The organism is Streptomyces sp. MNU76, from assembly GCF_020982545.1.
Lineage (GTDB): Bacteria > Actinomycetota > Actinomycetes > Streptomycetales > Streptomycetaceae > Streptomyces.
Genome location: NZ_JAJKLK010000021.1, coordinates 424286 through 448252, shown reverse-complemented (window position 1 = coordinate 448252; position 23967 = coordinate 424286). Strand labels below are relative to the sequence as shown.

Sequence of the window (23967 nt, the reverse complement as noted above, 5' to 3'; positions counted from 1 at the left end):
CCGCCCGACCTCTGACCGTCAGCCAGCCCTTCGACCGTCAGCCCTTCGACCGTCAGCCCTCTGACCGTCAGCCCTGGACCGTCAGCCCTTCTGACCTTCAGTCCTTCTCCAGCACGAAGGACGTGCGAGCCGTGGCCAGCCCCGGCGCCTTCGCCTCGACGAGGTAGGTCCCGGCGGTGGCCGAACCGGCCGACGGAGTCGCGCAGTTGGGCGCGCTCGGGTCACGGTTCCACTCGACGGTGTACGTCACCCGGTCACCGGCCGGCACCTTGAACATCAGGCTGCCCGCCGTCTCGTGGCAGTCGTCGGACGCCCAGAACGCGTCGTCGTCATCGGCGTCGGCCGGGGTGATCGTCACCACCGTGTTGTCCGGGCCGAGATCGAGCTTGCAGTCGCCGCCGGAGGAGTTGCGGGCGATGAGTTCGAACGTGGGGTTCACCCCGGGTGCGTAGGCGTTACGCACGCTGCGCACGGTCAACTTCACGGCCCCGGCGGTGCAGTTGGGCAGGCTGGACCCCGCCGGGACCTGCTCGCCCGAGCTGCTGCCGTTCTTGCCGCCGTCGTCGGACGTACCGCCGCCCGCGGCACCGGATCCGGCACTCGTGTCCCCACCTCCGGAAGCCGAGCCGGAGCTCGAACCCGACCCCGAACCGTCGCCCGCCCCGGAGCCGGAACTGTCGCCCCCGGAGCTCGACTCGTCACCCGACTCGTCGCGTCCGCCCGGCGCTTCGCTGATCGCGGGACCGGAACCGGACGGCCCGGGAGTGATCGAGGTCGCGGGATTCTTTCCGTCGGGCCCACCCGCGTTGTTGTCGCCGTCCCCGCCCCCGCCGGTGACGACCCACACGACGAGGATCGCGAGCAGACCGACGACGGTCAGCAGAACGGCCCTCCGGCGCCAGTAGATGGTGGAGGGAAGCGGCCCGATCGGATTGCGCAGAGATCCCACGGCGCAAACTGTACGAGAGATCCGGCACTTCGCTGGCCCCACCCGCCGCCCGAAACCTCAACTTTTCCGGATCATCATCCCGGTCGTTCCCGTGATCGCCCCGACGGGGCGCCCCATGATCGCGGTGCGTGATCACAGAGCCCGTACGGGCACGTTCCGTGACCGGACCCACGCGACACGAACAGCACCAACTCCGCAGTCCGCCAAGCCCGTTCAGGGAAGCCTCCCCGAGCCCGAGTCCACTCGCCGCCTCCCTCGGCCCACCTGCCACAATCGCCCCCACCACCGAAGCGCGCCGCAGGACTTGGAGAGGACGATGACCGGGCCCGAGACCGTGGAGAACGGCGCCGGCGCACCGGCGTCGAAGCCGCTGCGGAAGCTGGGGTTCCTGACCATCGGACTGTTCGACGAGGCCGACCCGCGCCGGGGCCACGAATCCACGCTGGAGATCATCGAACTGGGCGAGCGGCTCGGTTTCGACAGCGCGTGGCTGCGCCACCGTCATCTGCAGTACGGCATCTCCTCCCCCGTCGCGGTCATGGCGGCCGCCTCGCAGCGCACGAGCCGTATCGACCTGGGCACCGCTGTCATCCCGTTGGGCTGGGAGAACCCGCTGCGGCTCGCCGAGGACCTGGCCACGGTCGACCTCCTGTCCGGCGGCCGGGTCAACCCGGGGGTCAGCGTCGGACCGCCGATGCACTACGACACCGTCAAGCCGGCGCTCTCCCCGGACACCGCCGACGCGGAGGACTTCGGCTTCGAACGGGTCCGTCGGCTCCTTGGCTTCGTACGCGGCGAGGCGGCCACGGACTTCAGCGGCACCGAGGGGTTCGAGGTCTTCTCCGACCGGGTCCAGCCGCACTCCCCCGGGCTGGGCGCCCGGATGTGGTACGGCGGCGGCAGCCTGCGGTCGGCGCGGTGGGCCGGCGAGAACGGGATGAACTTCCTGACCAGCAGCGTGGTGAAGGCGGAGCCGACGGAGGGTGGCGGCGGAGCCGACGGAGGGGTGGCGGCGGAGCCGGGGGCGGCGGCCGCCTCCGGGACAGTGGACTTCGCCGAGATCCAGCGCTCGCAGATCCGGGAGTTCCGGGCGCACCACCCCGACGGCGAGCGGGCCGGGTCTCCCAGGGACTCGTCGTCATCCCGACCGACTCGGCGAGTGCGGAGCAGCGCGCCAAGTACGAGGCGTACGCGGCGAAGCGGTTGCCCCGGACCACGGCGCCGCAGGGGGCGGGGCGGGTTCTGTTCGCGCCGGACCTGGTGGGCACGTCCGCGGAGATCGCCGAGCGGTTGCGGGCGCACGCCGGGTTCCGCGAGGTCGACGAGGTGGCGTTCGCGCTGCCGTTCACGTTCGAGCACGAGGACTATGTGCAGATCCTGACGGACATCGCGACGAAGTTGGGGGGCGTTGGGGTGGGAGCGGGTGGGCTGACGTGCCGCCGAAGAGCTCGGGGGTCTGGTACGTCGGCGAGTGCGGCTCCGGTGGGGCTTCGCGCCCCTGAAAAGCAGGGGCGGGGGAACTGCGCGAGAAGCCCCACCGGGCCCGCCACCCGGCCGACCCACCCCAGACACCCCCACCAGAACCCGCCCCCACCACCCCCGCATGGCAGGATCGACCGTGCCATGACTGCACCCACGAAACCCCAGAGCAGCCCTGCCGACGTAACCCCCACCCCCACCGCCCTGCACACCCCGGTGATCGCCTGGTTCGAGACGCACGCCCGTGACCTGCCCTGGCGGCGACCGGAGGCCGGTCCCTGGGGGGTGATGGTCAGCGAGTTCATGCTCCAGCAGACACCGGTCAACCGTGTACTGCCCGTCTACGAGCAGTGGTTGGCGCGCTGGCCCCGCCCGGCGGACCTCGCGAAGGAACCCCCGGGCGAGGCGGTGCGCGCCTGGGGCCGACTCGGCTACCCGCGCCGCGCGCTACGGCTGCACGGCGCCGCGGTGGCCATAACGGAACGGCACGGCGGAGACGTACCCCGTGATCACGCGCAATTGCTCGCGCTGCCGGGCATCGGCGAGTACACGGCCGCGGCGGTGGCCTCGTTCGCGTACGGACAGCGGCACGCCGTGCTCGACACGAACGTGCGGCGGGTCTTCGCCCGCGCGGTGAGCGGCACGCAGTACCCGCCGAACGCGACCACGGCCGCCGAGCGGAAGCTGGCCCGGGCCCTGCTGCCCGAGGACGACGGGACGGCGTCCCGGTGGGCGGCCGCGTCGATGGAGTTGGGCGCGCTGGTGTGCACGGCGAAGAACGAGACGTGCGGGCGCTGCCCGATCGCCGGACAGTGCGCCTGGCGGCTGGCCGGGAAGCCCGCGCACGAGGGCCCGGCGCGGCGCGGACAGACGTACGCCGGTACCGACCGTCAGGTCCGCGGCAAGCTGCTCGCCGTCCTGCGGGACGCGATCGCGCCGGTGCCCCAGGCGGTTCTCGACCGGGTGTGGGACGAGCCGGTGCAGCGTGCCCGCGCCCTGGACGGGCTGGTCTCCGACGGACTGGTGGAACCCCTCCCCGGCGGCCTCTACCGCCTCCCCCTCACCTGACCCTCCGGTGTCGCCGACGGGGTAAACCGGCCCATCTGCACCCCAAAACCCACCCCGCTTTACCCCGTTCCTACTTTCGTTACACAACCGACGGACAGCCGAGCGTTCTCCGCAGGCTGCCTCGGACGTCTCCGTGACAACCCCTCCGTAGCTTCATTGGCGTACCGCAGGAACCCGCGAAACGAACCGGCGGATCCCGCGGAACGAGCGACACGCACCGCGCGACACACCGCGCGGCACGAAGCGGCGGACAACCGGCACCGCGCGACAGCGCGGACGTCGGAAACGGGGAACGGAGGCGGTTGATCATGGCGCACGGCGAGGTGCTCGAATTCGAGGAGTACGTCCGTACCCGGCAGGACGCGCTGCTGCGCAGCGCCCGCCGGCTCGTGCCGGACCCGGTGGACGCCCAGGATCTGCTGCAGACGGCGCTGGCGCGGACGTTCGGCCGCTGGGACGGCATCGCGGACAAGCGGCTGGCCGACGCCTATCTGCGCCGGGTCATGATCAACACGCGGACCGAGTGGTGGCGGGCCCGGAAGCTGGAGGAGGTCCCGACCGAGCAGCTGCCGGACGCCTGCGTCGAGGACTCCACCGAGCAGCACGCGGACCGCGCCCTCCTGATGGACATCATGAAGGTGCTGGCACCCAAGCAGCGCAGTGTCGTGGTGCTGCGACACTGGGAGCAGATGTCCACGGAGGAGACGGCCGCCGCCCTCGGCATGTCGGCCGGCACGGTCAAGAGCACGCTGCACCGTGCGCTGGCCCGGCTCCGCGAGGAGTTGGAGTCGCGAAACCACGAAGAGCGCGCCGCCCGTGCGCTCGAAGCGAGCGAGGAGCAGGAGCGTTGCGCGGCCTGAGCACAGCGGCCGGCCCCCGTCCGGGGGTCAGGCAGGGCACGAAGGCGGTGATCACGGCGGTGACCGTGCTCGCCGCCCTCGCCCTTTCCGTGTCCGCCTGCGGCACGGGCGGCACCGGTGCCCGGGACGAGGGGCCGGCCGACAGCGACTCCCTCGCGGCGGGCGCGGCCACCCCGTCCGTCTCCGGTTCGGCGGAGGCCGAGGACGACCATCCGAGCGTCGACGAGATCGTCCGGCTGGTCCGCGCGGACCCGGAGGTCAGCAAGGCGGTCAAGAGCGATCTGCGGCCGTGTGTGGCCGACGAGTACCCGGTGGACGTGACGTACGGGGACCTGACCGGCGCCTCGTCCGACGACCTCGTGGTGAATGTGATGACCTGCGCGGACGCCGTCGGTGTGGCGTCGTACGTGTACCGCGCGGAGAAGGAGGGGGCGTACCGGAGCGTCTTCCGGTCCGAACAGCCGCCCGTCTACGCGGAGATAGACCGGGGCGACCTCCTCGTCACCCGGCAGCTGTACGAGAATGGCGACCCGTCGTCGTACCCGTCCAGCGAGGAAGTGGCCACCTATCGCTGGATCAAGGACGACTTCGTCCAGCGCTCCAGCACACGCACCGAGTACAGCAGCGCCGTGGGCGGCACGGAGTCGGCGACACCCGAGCCGAGCTGAGCCCCTCTGGTCACGGCGATCCCGACCGACCGAACACGACGGTCGGGACCGTCCCGAACGTTGCGACCCACTTCGACCGAGAGCGAGCGAGATCACCGGATGGCAGAGCAGACCCACGTCCTGTTCGTCGAGGACGACGACGTCATCCGCGAGGCCACCCAACTCGCCCTGGAGCGGGACGGCTTCGCGGTCACGGCCATGCCCGACGGGCTGTCGGGGCTGGAGGCGTTCCGCGCGAACCGGCCCGACATCGCCCTCCTCGACGTCATGGTGCCGGGTCTGGACGGGGTCTCCCTGTGCCGCCGCATCCGGGACGAGTCGACCGTCCCGGTGATCATGCTCTCCGCGCGCGCCGACTCCATCGACGTGGTGCTGGGGCTGGAGGCGGGCGCCGACGACTACGTGACCAAGCCGTTCGACGGCGCGGTCCTGGTCGCCCGGATCCGCGCGGTGCTGCGCCGCTTCGGCCACGCGAGCGGCGGCGACGCCAAGGCGGAGGAGGCCGGGTCGGCGGGCACCGGCGGGGTGCTCACCTTCGGTGAACTGGAGGTCGACACCGAGGGCATGGAGGTACGGAGGTCGGGGGAACCGGTGGCGCTGACGCCGACCGAGATGCGGCTGCTGCTGGAGTTCTCGTCCGCCCCCGGCACGGTGCTCTCCCGCGACAAGCTGCTCGAACGCGTGTGGGACTACGGCTGGGGCGGGGACACCCGGGTCGTCGACGTCCATGTCCAGCGGCTGCGCGCGAAGATCGGCCAGGACCGGATCGACACGGTCCGCGGCTTCGGCTACAAGCTCAAGGCCTGAGCGGGGACGGGGCCGAGATGGAGTCGAGGGGCATACGGGCAGGGCGGGCTCCGGAGGCGTCACGTGTCGTCGGCCGCCCGTCCGCTGCGGGGCCCGCCTCGGGTACGCGACCCGTGGCAGGCGGGGGGCCGGCCGTCGGCACCGGGCTCGCTTCGGGCATCCGGACGGGGCTGCGCTGGCAGTTGAGCGCGGCGATCGCCCTGGTGGGCGCGCTGGTGGCGGTCGCGCTGAGCCTGGTCGTGCACAACGCGGCACGGGTCTCGATGCTCGACAACGCGCGCGACCTCGCCGACGAGCGCATCCAGGTCGCCCAGCGCATGTACGAGTCGGGCCGCCCGTTGAAGTCGGGCGCCTTCGGCGTGAAGATCGACGACCCCGAGATCCCTGGGGACCTGCTGGCCAAGGTCAGGGAGGGCCGCAGGGCCACCTACGTCTCCGAGGGCGAGAACGGGGTGCCCGACATCTGGGCGGCGGTCCCGCTGAAGGACAAGCGTGTCCTGTCGCTCCACACCGACTTCACCGACCACAGCTCGGCGGTGATGCGGGACCTCGACCAGGCCCTGCTGATCGGCTCGATCGCGGTCGTCTTCGGCGGCTCGGCCCTCGGCGTCCTGATCGGCGGCCAGATGTCCCGCCGGCTGCGCAAGGCGGCGGCCGCCGCGCACCAGGTGGCCAAGGGCGAGTCGGACGTACGGGTGCAGGACGCGATCGGCGGTGTCGTCCGCGACGAGACCGCCGAGCTGGCGCGGGCCGTGGACGCCATGGCCGACACCCTGCGGCAGCGCATCGAGGCGGAGCGCCGGGTGACGGCGGACATCGCGCACGAGCTGCGTACGCCGGTGACCGGGCTGCTGACGGCGGCGGAGCTGCTGCCGCCGGGCCGCCCCTCCGAGCTGGTCCGCGACCGGGCGCAGGCGATGCGCACGCTCGTCGAGGACGTGCTGGAGGTGGCCCGCCTCGACGGGGCCTCCGAGCGGGCCGAGTTGCAGGACATCATGCTGGGTGAGTTCGTGGCCCGGCGGGTGGCGGCGAAGAACGCGGACGTGCGGGTGCAGGTCGTGCACGAGTCGGAGGTGACGACCGACCCCCGCCGTCTCGAGCGGGTCCTGCTGAACCTGCTGGCCAACGCGGCGAAGCACGGCCGACCGCCGATCGAGGTGTCCGTCGAGGGCCGCGTCATCCGGGTCCGCGACCATGGCCCCGGGTTCCCGGAGGAGCTTCTCGCGGACGGACCCCGCCGTTTCCGTACCGGGGCCTCCGACCGGGCCGGCCAGGGGCACGGGCTCGGCCTGACGATCGCCGCGGGTCAGGCGCGTGTCCTCGGCGCGCGTCTCACCTTCCGCAACGTCCGCCCGCCGGGTTCCCCGGACACGGTCCCGGCCGAGGGGGCGGTCGCGGTCCTGTGGCTCCCGGAACACGCCCCGACGAACACGGGGAGCTACCCGATGCTGCCGATGTCGAACGACGGGGCGGGGTGACCGGGGCGGGTTGGTTCGGGGCGGGTTGTTCGGGGTCAGTTGTCCGGGTGCGGGCCGGTGGGGCTTCTCGCGCAGTTCCCCGCGCCCCTGGAAGATCAGGCCCTGCGGGCCTGAAAGACCACGGCCCCGCGGGCCTGAAAAGCACGGGGCTCAGCCCCTGCTTTTCAGGGGCGCGGGGAACTGCGCGAGAAGCCCCACGCACCCGCACCCGCCAACGAACAGAACCCCCCGAGCTCAACCGCGAACTCAGAGGGCCCACCCACACCATCAGACGGCGGCAGCCGCCTCCTTCGCCCCAGCGTCCCCGGCCGCCCCGCCCTCACCGGAGGCACCCGCAGACCCCGGCCCCCGCAACGGCACCTCCTTCACGAACACCGCCGCCACCAACGCCACCACGGAGACGACCGCCCCCAGCAGGAACGCCGAGTGCGTCCCGGCGGAGACCGCGTACTGGTACGCCTCCCGCGCGGCCTCCGGCAGCTTCGCCAGACTCGCCGCGTCCAGCTGCGCCGACTGCTCGGTCACCTCGGACCCCAGCGCCCCGGCCCGCTCGGCCATCACGTCCTGCACTCGGCTGTTGAACAGCGCACCCATGATCGCGACCCCGAAGGACGACCCGAGGGTCCGGGACAGCGTGGTCGTGGACGACGCCACCCCCATGTCCTTCATCTCGACGCTGTTCTGCGCGACCAGCATGGTGATCTGCATCAGACATCCCATACCGGCGCCCAGCACGGCCATGTACAACCCGGACGTCACCCGGCTCGTCCCGGTGTCCATCTGCGCCAGCAGGAACAGCCCCACGATCATCAGGACGCTCCCGACCACGGGGAAGACCTTGTAGCGGCCGCTGTTCGTGGTCACCCGCCCGGCCACCATCGACACCGCGAGCATCGCCCCCAGCATCGGCAGCAGCAACAGCCCGGAGTTCGTCGCGGACGCGCCCTGCACCGACTGCTGGTACAGCGGCAGGAACAGCACCGCGCCGAACATCACGAAGCCGGTGAAGAACCCGATCAGGGACATCAGCGTGAAGTTCCGGCTGCGGAAGATGTGCAGCGGGATCACCGGCTCGGCCGCCCGCTTCTGCACGAACACGAACCCGACCAGCGAGGTCACCCCGAGCGCGATCAGCTCCATGATGACGGCCGAGCCCCAGGCGTACTCGGTGCCGCCCCACGTGGTGACCAGCACGATCGCCGTGATGCCGACGGTCAGCAGGCCCGCGCCCAGATAGTCGATGTTCCGCGCCGACCGCCCCTCGCGCGACGGCTTCGGCAGATGCAGCACGGCGCTGACGGCGATGAGCGCCACGACTCCGAGCGGCAGGTTGATGTAGAAGGACCAGCGCCAGCCCCAGTGGTCCGTGATGGACCCGCCCACCAGCGGCCCGGCGATCATGGCGAGGGCCATCACCCCGGCTATCATGCCCTGGTACTTTCCGCGCTCCCGGGGCGGTATCAGGTCGCCGATGATCGCCATGACACCGACCATCAGTCCGCCGGCGCCGAGTCCCTGCACCGCGCGGAACCCGATGAGCTGGCCCATGTCCTGGGCCATGCCACTCAGCGCCGACCCGATCAGGAAGATCACGATCGAGGTCATGAAGACCCGCTTGCGGCCGTAGAGGTCGCCGAGCTTGCCCCAGATGGGCGTGGAGGCGGCGGTCGCGAGCGTGTAGGCGGTGACGACCCACGAGAGGTGTTCGAGCCCGCCCAGCTCGCCCACGATCGTCGGCATCGCGGTGCCGATGATCATGTTGTCGAGCATCGCGAGCAGCATGGCGATCATGAGCGCGAGCAGCACCACCCGCACACTGCGCGACTGCGGCCCGTCCGCCTCGGCCTCACCACTCGCCTCGTTCTTCTTCTCCGCATCCATCGCGGTCCTCCACTCCCCCGGAGCTCCCGTGCACTTACTTGCCGACCGGCTAGTTGTCTACACTTGGGGAAGCTAGGCCCCTAACTAGCCGGGCGTCAAGTAAGTTCGACGCGCTTGGCCGAGGCTTGACCGACCCGGGCCGTCCGAGCGGCGAGGAGTACGAGGATGAGCGGCACGACACGGGACGCGACGGGCCCGACGAGCCCGACACCTAAGCGGCAGCGTCGCGGCGACACCCGCCAGCGCATCCAGGACGTCGCCCTCGAACTCTTCGCCGAGCAGGGCTACGAGAAGACCTCGCTGCGGGAGATCGCCGAACGCCTCGATGTGACGAAGGCGGCGCTGTACTACCACTTCAAGACCAAGGAGGACATCCTCATCGGTCTCTTCCAGGACTTGCAGCGCCCGATCGACGAACTGATCGAATGGGCGGGCACCCAGCCGCGGACCCTCGACACCAAGCGGGAGATCCTGCGCCGCTACAGCCTGGCCCTGGCCGATGTCGCCCCCCTCTTCCGCTTCATGCAGGAGAACCAGGCGACGGTCCGCGAGCTGAGCGTCGGCGAGACGTTCAAGGACCGCATGATCCGGCTGATCGACACCATCAAGGAACCGGACGCCGCCCTGACCGACCAGGTCCGCTGCACGAGCGCCCTGTTCACCATGCACGCCGGCATGTTCGTCCTCAGGGACCTCGAAGGCGACCCCGAGGAGAAGCGCAAGGCCGTCCTGGAGGTCGCGATCGACCTGGTGACCCAGGCACACGCCGGCACCCCACACTCGTGAGGGCCCTCGCATCGGGGTAGTACCCCCAGCGCCCTCGGGTTCAACGACTACTACGCCGACATCCCGATGTGCGGCACGGGCCAGGACTACGGCCCGTGCTGACCGGCTCGTCCTGACCGGCCCGGACCCTCAGGCCCGGGCGGATCAGACGCTGACGCCCTTGGTCCGCAGGAAGGCGACCGGGTCGATGGCCGAGCCGTAGTTCGCGGTCGTACGGATCTCGAAGTGCAGGTGCGGCCCGCTGGAGTTACCGGTGTTGCCGGAGAGGGCTATGCGCTGCCCGGTCTTGACGACCTGGCCGACCTTCACGTTCACCTTGGACAGGTGGGCGTATTGCGAGAACGTGCCGTTGCCGTGCTTGATGACCACGGCGTTGCCGTACGCCGGGCCGTCACCGGCGCCGTTGCCGCCGGCCTTCACGACGGTGCCGCCGTGCGCGGCGGCGACGGCCGTACCGCTCTTGACGGCGAAGTCCTGGCCGCTGTGCTTCGCGGACCACATGTTGCCGGCCTGGGCGAACCGCGCGCTCAGCTTGTAGCCCTTGACGGGGCTGACCCAGGAGGCGGCCTTCTTGGCGGCGGCGGTCTGGACGGTGGCGGTGCCGGCGCTCGCGGCCTGAGCACCACCGGCGGCGGCCGCGACCCCGGCCCCCAGCACGCCCGAGACACTCACACCCACGGCCGCCACGGCGGCACGGACACGGAGCTGGGACATACGGGAACGGGGAGTGCGAACACGCTGCGACATGGAGTACCTCACGGGAGACGGAGACAGGGAACGTGCCTCGACGGACACGAATCCCACCCGGCACGCATCTGCGCCGCCGAACGGGACGACACATTGGTACCCCGACCCCCCGAAACCCCCCAAACGTGTGATCTACGACTGAACGTCGTAGCTCTACAGAAATACCTCCTCTCATTGACACCCACCCCCAAACCACCCCTCACCTGCACAGCACGACCTGAATCCCTCACCTCGAGACCCTAATGTCCGTTTTGCCCGTCAGGCATCCGCCACTATTCCACCTAGTACCGGACAAATAACCTGTGCGGCACGTCACCGGTACCGGCCGGAAAGAACTCGGGAATGTGACGCCGACTACGAGGCCCGCATCACTCATTTCCGACACGAAAAAGGGGCTGCCCCGGGACCGAAGTCCCGGGGCAGCCCCTTCTGCTCGCTCAGGCCGAGCGCAGCGGTTACGCGTCCTTGCTCAGGTTCGGCCCCGCACCGCCGGCCGCCTGCTCGATCGGCGGGACGTCCGGCAGCGCCGACTTCTCCTCACCCCGGAAGGTGAAGGTCTGCGTCTCGCCCTCGCCCTCGGTGTCCACGACCACGATGTGGCCGGGGCGCAGCTCGCCGAAGAGGATCTTCTCGGAGAGGGTGTCCTCGATCTCGCGCTGAATGGTCCGGCGCAGCGGCCGGGCGCCCAGCACGGGGTCGTATCCCTTCTTGGACAGCAGCTCCTTGGCGGACTGGGAGAGCTCGATGCCCATGTCCCGGTCCTTGAGGCGCTCGTCGACCTTGCCGACCATCAGGTCGACGATCTTGAGGATGTCCTCCTGGCTCAGCTGCGGGAAGACGACCACGTCGTCGACACGGTTGAGGAACTCGGGCCGGAAGTGCTGCTTGAGCTCGTCCGAGACCTTGTTCTTCATACGCTCGTAGTTGGTCTTCTTGTCGCCCGAGGCCGCGAAGCCCAGGTTGAAGCCCTTGGAGATGTCCCGGGTGCCGAGGTTGGTCGTCATGATGATGACCGTGTTCTTGAAGTCCACGACCCGGCCCTGGGAGTCGGTCAGACGACCGTCCTCCAGGATCTGCAGCAGCGAGTTGAAGATGTCCGGGTGGGCCTTCTCGACCTCGTCGAAGAGGACGACGGAGAACGGCTTGCGGCGGACCTTCTCGGTCAGCTGGCCGCCCTCCTCGTAGCCCACGTATCCGGGCGGGGAGCCGAAGAGACGCGAGACCGTGTGCTTCTCGCTGAACTCCGACATGTCGAGGGAGATCAGCGCGTCCTCGTCGCCGAAGAGGAACTCGGCCAGCGCCTTGGACAGCTCGGTCTTACCGACACCGGACGGGCCGGCGAAGATGAACGAACCACCGGGACGCTTGGGGTCCTTCAGACCGGCACGCGTACGGCGGATCGCCTTCGACAGCGCCTTGACGGCGTCGACCTGGCCGATGACCCGCTTGTGGAGCTCGTCCTCCATGCGCAGCAGACGCGAGGACTCCTCCTCGGTCAGCTTGAAGACCGGGATGCCGGTGGCGGTCGCGAGGACCTCGGCGATCAGCTCGCCGTCCACCTCGGCGACGACGTCCATGTCGCCGGCCTTCCACTCCTTCTCCCGCTTGGCCTTGGCGGCCAGGAGCTGCTTCTCCTTGTCGCGGAGGGAGGCGGCCTTCTCGAAGTCCTGCGAGTCGATCGCGGACTCCTTGTCCCGGCGGACACCGGCGATCTTCTCGTCGAACTCGCGGAGGTCCGGCGGCGCGGTCATCCGGCGGATGCGCATCCGGGAACCGGCCTCGTCGATCAGGTCGATCGCCTTGTCCGGCAGGAAGCGGTCCGAGATGTACCGGTCGGCGAGCGTCGCCGCCTGCACCAGGGCCTCGTCCGTGATCGAGACGCGGTGGTGGGCCTCGTACCGGTCGCGCAGACCCTTGAGGATCTCGATGGTGTGCGGGAGCGAGGGCTCGGCGACCTGGATGGGCTGGAAGCGGCGCTCCAGGGCCGCGTCCTTCTCCAGGTGCTTGCGGTACTCGTCCAGGGTGGTGGCACCGATGGTCTGCAGCTCACCGCGGGCCAGCATCGGCTTCAGGATCGAAGCGGCGTCGATGGCGCCCTCGGCGGCACCCGCACCGACCAGCGTGTGCAGCTCGTCGATGAACAGGATGATGTCGCCGCGGGTGCGGATCTCCTTGAGCACCTTCTTCAGGCGCTCCTCGAAGTCACCGCGGTAGCGGGAGCCGGCGACCAGCGCGCCGAGGTCGAGGGTGTAGAGGTGCTTGTCCTTGAGGGTCTCGGGCACCTCGCCCTTGACGATGGCCTGGGCGAGGCCCTCGACGACGGCGGTCTTGCCGACGCCGGGCTCACCGATCAGGACCGGGTTGTTCTTGGTACGGCGGGACAGCACCTGCATGACCCGCTCGATCTCCTTCTCGCGCCCGATGACCGGGTCGAGCTTGGACTCACGAGCGGCCTGGGTGAGGTTCCGGCCGAACTGGTCGAGGACCAGGGACGTCGAGGGGGTGCCCTCGGCGGGGCCGCCGGCGGTGGCGGTCTCCTTGCCCTGGTAACCGGAGAGCAGCTGGATGACCTGCTGCCGCACCCGGTTGAGATCTGCGCCCAGCTTGACCAGGACCTGGGCGGCGACGCCCTCGCCCTCACGGATCAGGCCGAGCAGGATGTGCTCCGTGCCGATGTAGTTGTGGCCCAGCTGAAGGGCCTCGCGGAGCGACAGCTCCAGGACCTTCTTGGCACGGGGGGTGAAGGGGATGTGGCCGGACGGAGCCTGCTGCCCCTGCCCGATGATCTCCTCCACCTGCTGGCGGACCGCCTCGAGCGAAATCCCGAGGCTCTCCAGGGCCTTAGCGGCGACACCCTCACCCTCGTGGATCAGGCCCAGGAGGATGTGCTCGGTGCCGATGTAGTTGTGGTTGAGCATCCGGGCTTCTTCCTGAGCCAGGACGACAACCCGCCGCGCGCGGTCGGTGAACCTCTCGAACATCGTTAATCGCTCCTCAGAGCGGTCAGGCAGTGAGGGGACGCTCCCCTCGCTGTCCTTCCGCAGCTTAGTCCCGCAAGCGGGGACCGCTCATTCCAACTGCCGACACCGTCCTTGGCCTCCTGACCCCGAACGCCGACATCTGCTCCAACCCGATGGTGCGAGACGATGTTCCCGCAGGCCAGGCAGTTACCCCCACCATCAGTACGCCGATGGCGAACGTGAGACGGCCTTTCCTGCGTGTCGCCCCCTCCCACTAGGGATGTCTTACCCGTAGGGACTGACACTCCATGCCGGATGCACCGGTTCCCTCCGCTAAGGGCGAACATCCTTGCGCCACCGCACACTGTGGAACGCCCCCTTTCCCGGCACTCCTCGCAACCGCGCCGACACCCAGCGTAACTCTGGGCCCCTTCGCCCTGTTGCTCCTGACATGGCCATCGTCCCCCTTCCCCGCCGACCGCTCGACCCGAGCGCCTCCTCGGCCGTCGCCCCGCGCGATGTCCCCGGTGCGGACCCGTGCGACGCGGTGCGGTGGTGGTACGAGAACGATCTCGGCTGGGCGACCGTGCCCGGGACGCCCGTACACCTCATTACGGGCCTGCGCTTCGATGTACTCGACGTACCGATGGAAGCGGGGGTCGCGGCGCTTCGACATCTGGGGCCGGTGCGCGGCCCGGGTTCCCCGGTGGCGCTGCGCGGCGGGCGGATGCTGCTGCTGGTCGCGGCGGGGAGCGCGGAGGAGGTGCCGGGATTGTTGCGGTGGCTGGACTGGGGCGGCCTCGACCTGGACCTCACTGCCGTCGGAACGGGCGGTCACATGGTGGCGCCGGAGCCCCGGGCGGAACCGGTGGGCGTGGGGGCGTGGGCGGGGAGGCCGGTTCACAGGGGCCGCCGAGTGGGTGCGGCCCCCGAGCCGGGGTGCGAGGTCGAACCCTCGCTGCCGAGCATGTCGGCGTTGGGGGGCGGTGGGGGCGCCCCCGACCTCGTGCGAGTGGTGGACACGGTGGCGACGCACTGCCACCGCGTCCGGCTGCGGCGCGCGAGCACCGGGCCGTCGGAATCTCAGCCGTTGGCCTTCTCGTAGGCCTCGCGGATGGAGGCGGGGACCCGACCGCGGTCGTTGACCTCGTAACCGTTCTCCTTCGCCCAGGCACGGATGGCCGCGGTGTCCTGGCTGCCGCCGGAAGCGGCACGGGCCTTGCCACGCCCACCCGCAGCGCGGCCACCGGTACGCCGGCCACCCTTGACGTAGGGGTCGAGAAGGCCGCGAAGCTTGTCCGCGTTGGCGGTCGTGAGGTCGATCTCGTACGTCTTGCCGTCCAGCGCGAACGTCACGGTCTCGTCCGCCTCGCCGCCGTCGAGGTCGTCGACAAGAAGGACCTGAACCTTCTGTGCCACCGGATTTCCTTTCATCGAAAACTTCAGGGCCGAGGGCTGCGGCGAGCGCCGCTGTTTCGCGTCCCCTGTTATATGCAGTACTGCAGTACGTCGGAAAGCAAACCGCTTTTCCAGGAAAAACACAAACCCCTGGGAGAGACCGAGGAGAGGCCGGGGAGAGAGTCCGGAGAGGACGAGGAGCCCGGGGAAGACCGGAAACATGCGCGTTTCGGACATAGGCCCCGTGGGCAAGGCGACCCTCGGTGGAACGTTCCTCACCGGAATTGGTCTCCGCCGACGATCACAGATGCAGAAGCATCCGGCTGTTGCCCAAGGTGTTCGGTTTCACTCGTTCGAGACCGAGGAACTCCGCGACGCCCTCGTCATAGGAACGCAGCAGCTCCGCGTAGACATCGGTGTCGACGGGAGTCTCACCGATCTCCACGAAGCCGTGCTTGGCGAAGAACTCGACTTCGAAGGTCAGACAGAAAACGCGTCGAACACCCAGCCAGCGAGCGGTGTGCAGCAACTTCTCGAGCAACTGGTGACCGACGCCGAGCCCCTTGGCGTCCGGGTTCACCGCGAGAGTGCGGACTTCCGCGAGGTCTTCCCACATGACGTGCAGCGCGCCGCAGCCGACGACCTGGGCGTTGTCGTCCCGTTCCGCGACCCAGAACTCCTGGATGTCCTCGTAAAGCGTGACCGTCGCTTTGTCGAGCAGGATGCGGCGCTGGACGTAGGAGTCGAGCAGGTCGCGCACGTGCGGGACATCGCTGGTCCGAGCCCGCCTGACGGTGATGGCTTTTGCGGTGGCTTCGGGACTCGTTGCTGGCATGAGCGGACGCTATCGCCCGGGGAGATCCGGTGATTCGCCGGGGGTGCCCTGTGTTTCGCCGGACGATTCGACGGATTCGCCGGCGGTTTCAACAGGGGTTTCGAGGACGGGGGCGGCGGGCGCGGCGGCTTCGGGTTTGCCGGGGCCCGGGCCCTGCACGATGCGTACGGCGTCGGTGAGCGCCTGTCGCTGTTCCTCGCTCATCATCCCGAAGAAGGCGACGAGGGCGGCGGCGGGGTTGTCGCTCTGCGACCAGGCTTCGTTCATGAGTGCGGCCGCGTAGGCGGCGCGCGTGGAGACGGCCTCATATCGATAGGCCCGGCCCTCCGCCTCCCGGCGCACCCAGCCCTTCTGATGGAGATTGTCCAGAACGGTCATCACGGTGGTGTACGCGATGGACCGTTCCTGCTGAAGGTCTTCCAGGACTTCCCGAACTGTCACCGGGCGGTTCCACTTCCACACCCGCGTCATGACGGCGTCTTCGAGTTCTCCCAATGGGCGAGGCACAGTTCCGCACACTATCCGGAGCGGGGGAACAAAAAGGGCGTACGACTCGAAAAACACACGAGTCGTACGCCGATGGGGCGGGGCGATACGCGTCAGGCGCCGGTGGTCCGGGAGTCGCCGCCGGCCTGGCGGGTGTTCTCTGCGCGGGCGAGGGCCGCGTCGACCACCGCGTCCTCCTTGGCCTTGTTGGGACCGCCCTGGGTCTTCACGATCACCCTGATGACGCTGATGAACAGCACGGCCATCACGAAGGGGGGCAGCAGCGCGGAGACGTAGTCCATGTGTCCAGGGTAGCCAGGGCTAGACGGCGGCCAACTGCTGGGGCGGGTTCGCGGGCGGGGCGGGCGGCTTCCGCTTGGGCGGGAAGACCTCGCCGGGGGTGGGGACGGGCCGGCGGGCCGGGCGCGGGGCGTCGGGGCGGGGCACCGGGCCGGGCTTGTCGGCGGGCTCGGCCGGCTCCGCGGGCAGGACGGCCGGGCGGGCTTCGGCCGGGCGGGCTCTCCGGCGGCGCGCGTGTGGCTGTCCCGCGCCGCCAGACCGCCCGAGAGTGCGGTGAGCCGGAGCCGTGAGCGGCCGGAGGCGGAGCGCGAGGCGGGGACGACGACGGCCGAGACGGCCGCGCGCCCCTCGAAACGGGCGCGCACGTCCTGGGCGGCGAGCGGGCGGCAGCGCTCCAGGAGCGATGCGGCGGCGGGGTTGCCGCGCAGGGCGCGCAGCGCGGCGAGGTCGTCCGGGTGGGGGCGGTACCCGGTGTCCAGGGCCTGCGTCAGGAGTGCCGCGTAGCCCGTGACGGTGCCGGGGAGCGCGGCGCGGTACCGGGCGAGGTCGGCCAGCAGGAAGGCCCTCAGACGGGCGTCCTCGCGGGCCGCCTCGTCGACGGACTCGGCGAGCCGGAGGCAGTCCTGCACCTCCTCCGCCGAGACGGGACTGGGGTTGAGGGCGAGGGCGAGGGCACGGCGGAGCACACGCAGCTCCTCAGCGCCGAACGCCATGCCGCCGCGGGTTCCGTGGGGCGTGGGCATGCGGCGACGATACGCGCTAATCAGACAAAACGGATGTGATGAGGGCGTGGCGCCGACGGTTCCACCCGGGTGGGGGCGCGAGGGGTGCGTTTCGGGTGCGGGTGGGTGGGGGTTTCTCGCGCAGTTCCCGCGCCCTGAAGAGCAGGGGCTGCGCCCGTGCTTTCACCCCGAAGGGCCGTAGGCCTCTTTCAGGGCGCGGGAACTGCGCGACCAGCCCCACCCACCCGCACCCGACGAACACCCCTCAGGCGCTCACAGTCGCGACACGTTCCGCTCGTACACCAGCCGGAGCCCGATCAGCGTCAGCCACGGCTCGTGTTCGTCGATCACCGAGGACTCGCCCAGCACCATCGGTGCCAGCCCGCCCGTCGCGATGACCGTCACGTCCGCGGGGTCGTCGGCGAGTTCGCGGACCATGCGGCTGACGACGCCGTCGACCTGCCCGGCGAACCCGTACACGATCCCGGACTGCATCGCCTCGACCGTGTTCTTGCCGATGACGCTGCGGGGCCGGGCGACCTCGATCTTGCGGAGCTGTGCGCCCTTGACGCCGAGCGCCTCGACGGAGATCTCGATACCGGGTGCGATGACACCGCCGACGTACTCGCCGCGCGCGCTGACCGCGTCGAACGTCGTCGCCGTACCGAAGTCCACGACGACGGCCGGCCCGCCGTACAGCTCGACGGCGGCGACGGCGTTGATGATGCGGTCGGCGCCGACCTCCTTCGGGTTGTCCGTGAGGATCGGAACGCCCGTCTTCACGCCGGGCTCGACGAGGACGGCGGGGACGTCGCCGTAGTAGCGGCGGGTCACCTCGCGCAGCTCGTGCAGCACCGACGGGACGGTGGCGCAGATCGCGATGCCGTCGATGCCGTCGCCGAGCTCCTCGCCGAGCAGCGGGTATGCCCATGAGGCCCTGGAGGAGGACGGCCAGTTCGTCGGCGGTGCGGCGCGAGTCCGTGGAGATGTGCGCCGGTGTTCGACGATGTCCTCGCCGTCGAACAGTCCGAGGACGGTGTGGGTGTTGCCCACGTCGATCGTCAGCAGCATGACCGGCCCCGTCCTACTCGGCCGCGGCAGGTCGGGCGGGCGTCCGCGGTGAGAACCACGGCCTCCAGCGGCTGTCGATGTTGAGACCCTGCTTGGCGGAGATGTCGACGAACATGGTGTCGCCGCCGTACTCCTCGGCCACCAGACCGTACTCGGTCAGCTGACCGCGCACCTTGGTCGGGTCCGCGCCCTCGACGTCGATCTTGTTGACCGCGACGACGATCGGGACGTCGGCCGCCTTGGCGTGGTTGAGCGCCTCGACCGTCTGCGGCATGACGCCGTCGTTGGCCGCGACGACCAGGATCGCGATGTCGGTCGACTTCGCACCACGGGCACGCATGGCGGTGAACGCCTCGTGACCCGGGGTGTCGATGAAGGTGATCCTGCGCTCTTCGTCGTTGACCTGGGTGGCGACCTGGTACGCGCCGATGTGCTGCGTGATACCGCCGGCCTCGCCCGCGACGACGTTCGTCTTGCGGATGGTGTCCAGCAGTCGGGTCTTACCGTGGTCGACGTGACCCATGACGGTCACGACCGGCGGACGCGCGACGAGGAACTCCTCGCCACCCTCGTCCTCGCCGAACTCGATGTCGAAGGACTCGAGCAGCTCGCGGTCCTCCTCCTCCGGGCTGACGATCTCGACGACGTAGTTCATCTCGCCGGCGAGCAGCTGGAGGGTCTCGTCGGAGACGGACTGCGTGGCGGTGACCATCTCGCCGAGGTTCATCATCACGGCGACGAGCGACGCCGGGTTGGCGTTGATCTTCTCCGCGAAGTCGGTGAGGGACGCACCGCGCGACAGGCGGACGGACTGTCCGTTGCCGCGAGGCAGCATCACGCCGCCGACCGACGGGGCCTGCATGGCCTCGTACTCCTGGCGCCTCTGCCGCTTCGACTTGCGACCGCGACGCGCGGGACCACCGGGACGACCGAAGGCGCCCTGCGTGCCACCACGGGCACCCGGACCACCTGGACGACCACCGAAGCCGGGACGGCCACCGCCGCTTACACCCGGACCACCGGGACGACCGGCGAAACCGCCGCCACCACCGGGAGCACCCGGACGACCGGCGAAACCGCCACCGCCGCCACCGGGACGACCGGCGAAACCGCCGCCGCCACCGGGACGACCGCCGCCACCGCCACCGGGACGACCACCGCCACCGGGACCGCGGCCACCGGGGCCACCGCCGCCGGGACGCGGGCCGAAGCAGCCGGACGCTGCGGCATCATGCCGGGTTCGGACGGGGCCGCCGGGGCCGCCGCCGGGACGGGGACCGCCGCCCTGCGGACGAGGCATGCCGCCGGGTCGGACGGGCGCCGCCCGGAGCCTGCGGACGGGGACCGCCGGCACCCTGCGGACGGGGCGCCTGGCCGGGAGCCGCGGGACGCGGACCGCCCTGGGCACCGCCGGGGCCGCCCTGGCCGCCGTGTCCACCAGGTCGAGGCGCACCGCCGGGACGGGGCCCTGCGGGCGACCCATGCCGGTGGAGCCACCGGAGGTGAAGGGGTTGTTACCGGGACGCGGACCCGCGGGACGGGCACCGCCCGGCTTGGGCGCACCGGCGCCGGGACGGCCACCACCGGGGCGCGGGGCCTGGCCGCCACGCTCCTGGCCGGGACCGCTCGGGCGCTGCTGGCCACCGGGACGCGGCGCACCCGGGCCCGGACGGGCGCCCGGACGCGGGGTCGACGAGGGGCGGCCGGAGCCGACGGGGGTGCCTGGAACTCGGGCACGCTCGGGGCCGGGGAGGCCAGAGCGGGCTTCGGCGTCGGCGGCAGGGCCGGGCGTCGGGCGCGGACCCGGGGCCGGAGCGGCGGGCCGCTCGGCGGCGGGCGGCTTCGGCGCGGCCGGACCGGGACGGGGCGCGGCCGGACGTGCGGCCTGCGCGGGAGAAGGGGCCGCCGGACGTGCCGGGGCGGCCTTGCGCGGGGCGGGCTTGCCGCCGCCGCTGCCCTGCTGGAGGGCGTCGGTCAGTTTGCGTACAACGGGCGCCTCGATCGTCGAGGACGCCGAACGGACGAATTCACCGAGCTCTTGGAGCTTGGCCATGACGACCTTGCTCTCAACCCCGAACTCCTTGGCGAGTTCGTATACCCGGACCTTAGCCACTTCGCTCCTTTTTAGGTCCGGGTGCATCCGGACCGTCGCTACTTCATGGGCGTACTCATCGCGTGCTCATCGAGTGCTCATCGCAATCTCGACCTACTTCCAACTCGCGGGGTACCAGGGCCGCACGGAGGTTCCGTGCGACACGTCTTACGGTGTTGCCTGCTCGGCAACTGTTGTCTGCTCCACGTATCGGCGCAACGCCTTTGTGTCGAGCGCTCCCGGGGCGCGCAGCGCCCGTGTGAACGCCCGGCGGCGTACGCCCAGGTCGAGACAGACCTGAACGGGGTGTACGTACGCACCCCGGCCGGGCAGCGTACCGCGAGGATCGGGGACGCATTCGTCCTCGATCGCCACGACGCGCAGCAGTTCGGTCTTGGTCGATCGCTGCCTGCACCCCACACAGGTGCGTTCAGGGCATGCGCGGGCGCGCGTCCGGCCAGACACTGCTAAGTCTACCTCCCCGCAGCGACCTCACCCCTTTGGGGCAAGAATCGAACACTTGCCGCACGTATAACTGACGTGATCTAAGCGACCTGCGGCTTGGATCTGTTCCCCGACCGCTCGGACGACTGCGACGACTACTCGGACGGCTGTTCGGTGTCCGGTCGGATGTCGATCCGCCAGCCGGTGAGACGGGCGGCGAGGCGGGCGTTCTGGCCCTCCTTGCCGATCGCCAGCGACAGCTGGTAGTCGGGCACCGTCACGCGCGCGGAGCGGGCCGCGAGGTCCACCACGTCGACCTTGGAGACCCGGGCCGGTGAGAGCGCGTTCGCCACCATCTCCGCCGGGTCGTCCGACCAGTCGACGATGTCGATCTTCTCGCCGTTCAGCTCGCCCATGACATTGCGCACCCGGCCGCCCATCGGGCCGATGCAGGCGCCCTTGGCGTTCAGACCGCTGCGGGTCGAGCGGACGGCGATCTTCGTGCGGTGTCCCGCCTCCCGGGCGATGGCGGCGATCTCGACGGACCCGTCGGCGATCTCCGGCACCTCCAGGGCGAAGAGCTTCTTCACCAGGTTCGGGTGGGTGCGCGAGAGCGTCACGGAGGGGCCGCGCACACCCTTCGCCACCCGTACGACGTACGACCGGAGCCGCATGCCGTGCTGGTAGGTCTCGCCGGGGACCTGCTCCTGCACGGGCAGGATGGCCTCCAGCTTGCCGATGTCGACGAGCACGTTCTTCGGGTCGCGGCCCTGCTGGACCACGCCGGTGACGATGTCGCCCTCGCGCCCGGCGTACTCACCGAGCGTGGCGTCGTCCTCGGCGTCCCGCAGCCGCTGCAGGATCACCTGTTTGGCGGTGGTGGCGGCGATGCGCCCGAAGTCCGACGGTGTGTCGTCGAACGCGCGTGCCTCCTGCCCCTCCTCCAGGTCCTCGGGGTCCTCCTTCGCCCACACGGTCACATGGCCGGTCTCCCGGTTGAGCTCCACGCGCGCGTGGCGGCGGCTTCCCTCGGTGCGGTGGTAGGCGATGAGGAGGGCCGCCTCGATCGCCTCGACGAGCAGGTCGAAGGAGATCTCCTTCTCCCGCACCAAGCCCCTGAGGGCACTCATGTCGATGTCCACGGCTACGCCTCCTCCTCTTCCGTCATGTCCTTCTGGTCCTTCTTGTCCTTGCGGTTGAACTCGACCTGGACGCGGGCCCTGTCGATCTCCGCGAAGGCGAGCCGGCGAGTGGTGGCCTTGCGGCCCTTCACCCCGGGCACTTCGAGGTCGAGGCCGTCGTCGTCCACGGTCAGGATTCTGGCGATCAGTTCCCCGTCCTCACGGAGCGCGAACTTCACCAGACGGTCCACGGCACGGCGGTAGTGACGGTGTTCGGTGAGGGCGCGCTCGGCGCCCGGCGTACCGACTTCCAGGGTGTACTCCGCCTGGCCCATCGCGTCCGTCTCGTCCAGCTTGGCCGAGAGGGCGCGGCTAACGTCGGCGACGGTGTCCAGATCGGCGCCCTCGTCCGAGTCGACGACCACCCGCAGCACCCGCTTGCGTCCGACCGAGTCCACTGCGATCTCTTCGAGATCCAGGCCCTGGGAGCGTACGAGCGGTTCCAGCAGTTCTCGCAGCCTCTCGCTCTGGGTGGTGCTCATCCGGGTGACTCCTCGGCCGCGTGTGCTGTTGTGGGTAGGGCGCGTGTCAGGTCAAAGGGTAGCCGCTCCACTGGGGTGTTGCCGTCCGCCTCCGAGCTCGGGTGGCGTAGTCCGTGCGGCGCGTGCGGGTTGTCCGTGGCTCGGCGCGCCGTTCCCCGCGCCCCTTCCGGGGCGCGGCCGGGTAACGTGATCACACCGCTCTTTTGTTCGTACGACCCCCCGAGGACGTCTGCCGTGTCGTTCAGCCTGTCGTCGCGTGCCCCCTCGGGGCCGCGCAGAAGGAGTTTGCTGGTCGGGGCCGCCGGTGTGGGGCTGCTCGCCGGGTGCTCGTCCGGGGGTGAGGGGTCCGACGGCGGGAGTGGCAGCTCGGAGCTGGAGCGGGCGCGCGCTCGTGCGGCGCGGGACAGCGAAGGGCTCGTGGAGCGGTACGACCTCGTGCTCGCCGCCCATCCGGACCTGGCCGCGCTGCTGACCCCGCTGCGGGCGGAGGTCGTACGGCACGCCGAGGCGTTCGGGGGCGCGAAGGGGCGGGCGCGGGTGAGGCGAGCGCCTCCCCGTCCGGCTCGCCGTCCTCCTCGGATGCGCCGTCCCCGTCCGGTACGCCGTCCTCGTCCGCCTCGGCTTCCTCCGCCCCCGTGCCCGACGACCCCCGGGCCGCACTCACCGAGCTGGCCGCCGCCGAGCGGGCGCTCGCCGACAAGCGGGCCAAGGCGTTGCTGCGGGTGCCGGGTGAGGTGGCGCGGCTGATGGCCTCGGTGGCGGCGGCGGGCGCCGGGCACGCGTACATGTTGACGGAGGGTGCGAAGTGAGCAGCGGGGAGCTGAAGGCGGTACAGGCGGCGCTCGGGGCCGAGCACGCCGCCGTGTACGGCTACGGCGTCGTCGGCGGGAAGATCGGTGAGGCGCGCCGGCGCGAGGCACGGGAGGCGTACGACGCGCACCGGGCCCGCCGGGACGAGCTCACCCGGGCCGTACGGGACCTGGGCGGCAAGCCCGCCGTGGCGGCCGCCGGGTACGCGTTGCCGTTCCAGGTGGCCGATTCCGAGTCCGCCGTGCGGCTCGCCGCAGAGCTGGAGGTGCGGGTGGCGGGCGTCTACTCCGATCTCGTGCGGGCGGCCGAGGGCGACCGTCGCGCCACGGCCACCGAGGCGCTGCGGGAGGCGGCGGTGCGTGCGGTGCGGTGGCGGGGCGCAAGCGTAGCCTTCCCTGGTCTCGCCGAGCGGACGGCCGCCGCCGGCCCGTCGGCGACACCGCACACCTGATCACGCTCCGGA

General features: G+C 70.6%; 20 protein-coding genes and 3 pseudogenes. 10 read left to right on the top strand and 13 right to left on the bottom strand.

Annotated features, from left to right (window positions below):
- Positions 1–97: 97 nt before the first annotated feature.
- Positions 98–949, bottom strand: a complete 852-nt coding sequence (locus E4N62_RS34970; protein WP_230220913.1) for a hypothetical protein — start codon at positions 947–949, stop codon at positions 98–100.
- Positions 950–1265: 316 nt separating this feature from the next.
- Here E4N62_RS34970 and E4N62_RS34965 point away from each other — a divergent pair.
- The 6 genes and pseudogenes from E4N62_RS34965 (at position 1266) to cseC (ending at position 7309) form a co-directional block, all read left to right on the top strand.
- Positions 1266–2381: pseudogene (locus E4N62_RS34965) on the top strand (LLM class flavin-dependent oxidoreductase).
- A gap of 191 nt (positions 2382–2572) precedes the next feature.
- The gene (locus E4N62_RS34960) at positions 2573–3496 is read left to right on the top strand and encodes an A/G-specific adenine glycosylase (RefSeq protein WP_230220911.1); all 924 of its coding nucleotides are present in this window, start codon (positions 2573–2575) and stop codon (positions 3494–3496) included.
- A gap of 308 nt (positions 3497–3804) precedes the next feature.
- Positions 3805–4356, top strand: coding sequence for a SigE family RNA polymerase sigma factor (locus E4N62_RS34955; RefSeq protein WP_230220909.1), 552 nt, complete (start codon positions 3805–3807; stop codon positions 4354–4356).
- Entirely contained in the window at positions 4344–5024 is a 681-nt protein-coding gene (locus E4N62_RS34950; protein ID WP_230220907.1) for a hypothetical protein, read from the top strand. Before E4N62_RS34955 ends, E4N62_RS34950 begins: the two co-directional genes overlap by 13 nt.
- 99 nt (positions 5025–5123) lie before the next feature.
- On the top strand, positions 5124–5831 hold the full coding sequence (gene cseB / locus E4N62_RS34945) for a two-component system response regulator CseB (RefSeq protein ID WP_230220905.1): 708 nt from the start codon (positions 5124–5126) through the stop codon (positions 5829–5831).
- Complete coding sequence (gene cseC / locus E4N62_RS34940) at positions 5720–7309, top strand: two-component system sensor histidine kinase CseC (RefSeq protein WP_230220976.1); 1590 nt, start codon at positions 5720–5722, stop codon at positions 7307–7309. The genes cseB and cseC overlap by 112 nt, the downstream gene beginning before the upstream one ends.
- Before the next feature lie 267 nt (positions 7310–7576).
- Here cseC and E4N62_RS34935 read toward each other — a convergent pair whose 3' ends face one another.
- The gene (locus E4N62_RS34935; protein WP_230220902.1) at positions 7577–9190 is read right to left on the bottom strand and encodes an MDR family MFS transporter; all 1614 of its coding nucleotides are present in this window, start codon (positions 9188–9190) and stop codon (positions 7577–7579) included.
- Between the two features lie 165 nt (positions 9191–9355).
- Here E4N62_RS34935 and E4N62_RS34930 point away from each other — a divergent pair, with 165 nt between their 5' ends.
- On the top strand, positions 9356–9976 hold the full coding sequence (locus E4N62_RS34930) for a TetR/AcrR family transcriptional regulator (protein WP_230220900.1): 621 nt from the start codon (positions 9356–9358) through the stop codon (positions 9974–9976).
- A gap of 144 nt (positions 9977–10120) precedes the next feature.
- On the opposite strand, the gene E4N62_RS34925 is transcribed toward E4N62_RS34930, so the two are convergent.
- On the bottom strand, positions 10121–10723 hold the full coding sequence (locus tag E4N62_RS34925; protein WP_230220898.1) for a M23 family metallopeptidase: 603 nt from the start codon (positions 10721–10723) through the stop codon (positions 10121–10123).
- A gap of 455 nt (positions 10724–11178) precedes the next feature.
- Positions 11179–13704, bottom strand: coding sequence for an ATP-dependent Clp protease ATP-binding subunit (locus E4N62_RS34920; RefSeq protein ID WP_184905063.1), 2526 nt, complete (start codon positions 13702–13704; stop codon positions 11179–11181).
- Positions 13705–14134: 430 nt separating this feature from the next.
- On the opposite strand from E4N62_RS34920, the gene E4N62_RS34915 reads away from it, so the two are divergent.
- Entirely contained in the window at positions 14135–14788 is a 654-nt protein-coding gene (locus tag E4N62_RS34915) for an SCO3374 family protein (RefSeq protein WP_230220896.1), read from the top strand.
- On the opposite strand, the gene E4N62_RS34910 is transcribed toward E4N62_RS34915, so the two are convergent.
- From E4N62_RS34910 to rimP, 9 genes and pseudogenes are all read right to left on the bottom strand, one after another.
- Positions 14767–15102, bottom strand: a complete 336-nt coding sequence (locus E4N62_RS34910) for an Lsr2 family protein (RefSeq protein ID WP_033524724.1) — start codon at positions 15100–15102, stop codon at positions 14767–14769. The two genes, E4N62_RS34915 and E4N62_RS34910, sit on opposite strands and share 22 nt — an antisense overlap.
- Positions 15103–15382: 280 nt before the next feature.
- On the bottom strand, positions 15383–15916 hold the full coding sequence (locus tag E4N62_RS34905) for an amino-acid N-acetyltransferase (protein ID WP_045562639.1): 534 nt from the start codon (positions 15914–15916) through the stop codon (positions 15383–15385).
- Between the two features lie 9 nt (positions 15917–15925).
- A complete protein-coding gene (locus E4N62_RS34900; protein WP_230220893.1) occupies positions 15926–16387 on the bottom strand; it encodes a BlaI/MecI/CopY family transcriptional regulator in 462 nt (153 codons plus the stop codon).
- 128 nt (positions 16388–16515) lie between these two features.
- On the bottom strand, positions 16516–17445 hold the full coding sequence (locus E4N62_RS34890; RefSeq protein WP_374117133.1) for a hypothetical protein: 930 nt from the start codon (positions 17443–17445) through the stop codon (positions 16516–16518).
- Between the two features lie 252 nt (positions 17446–17697).
- A complete protein-coding gene (locus E4N62_RS34885) occupies positions 17698–18495 on the bottom strand; it encodes a type III pantothenate kinase (RefSeq protein WP_230220889.1) in 798 nt (265 codons plus the stop codon).
- Positions 18496–18533: 38 nt separating this feature from the next.
- Positions 18534–20608, bottom strand: a pseudogene (locus E4N62_RS48265) (translation initiation factor IF-2); the annotation flags it as partial.
- Positions 20609–20755: 147 nt separating this feature from the next.
- A complete protein-coding gene (locus E4N62_RS34865; protein ID WP_184899991.1) occupies positions 20756–21052 on the bottom strand; it encodes a YlxR family protein in 297 nt (98 codons plus the stop codon).
- Between the two features lie 134 nt (positions 21053–21186).
- Positions 21187–22173, bottom strand: a complete 987-nt coding sequence (gene nusA / locus E4N62_RS34860; protein ID WP_033527005.1) for a transcription termination factor NusA — start codon at positions 22171–22173, stop codon at positions 21187–21189.
- Between the two features lie 2 nt (positions 22174–22175).
- Complete coding sequence (rimP, locus tag E4N62_RS34855; RefSeq protein ID WP_184899989.1) at positions 22176–22694, bottom strand: ribosome maturation factor RimP; 519 nt, start codon at positions 22692–22694, stop codon at positions 22176–22178.
- A gap of 285 nt (positions 22695–22979) precedes the next feature.
- Between rimP and E4N62_RS34850 the strand changes: the two are divergent.
- Positions 22980–23503, top strand: a pseudogene (locus E4N62_RS34850) (hypothetical protein).
- Positions 23500–23955 carry a ferritin-like domain-containing protein gene (locus E4N62_RS34845; protein ID WP_230220885.1) on the top strand — a complete coding sequence of 152 codons (456 nt, stop codon included), beginning with the start codon at positions 23500–23502 and terminating at the stop codon, positions 23953–23955. Before E4N62_RS34850 ends, E4N62_RS34845 begins: the two are co-directional and overlap by 4 nt.
- Positions 23956–23967 lie beyond the last annotated feature (12 nt).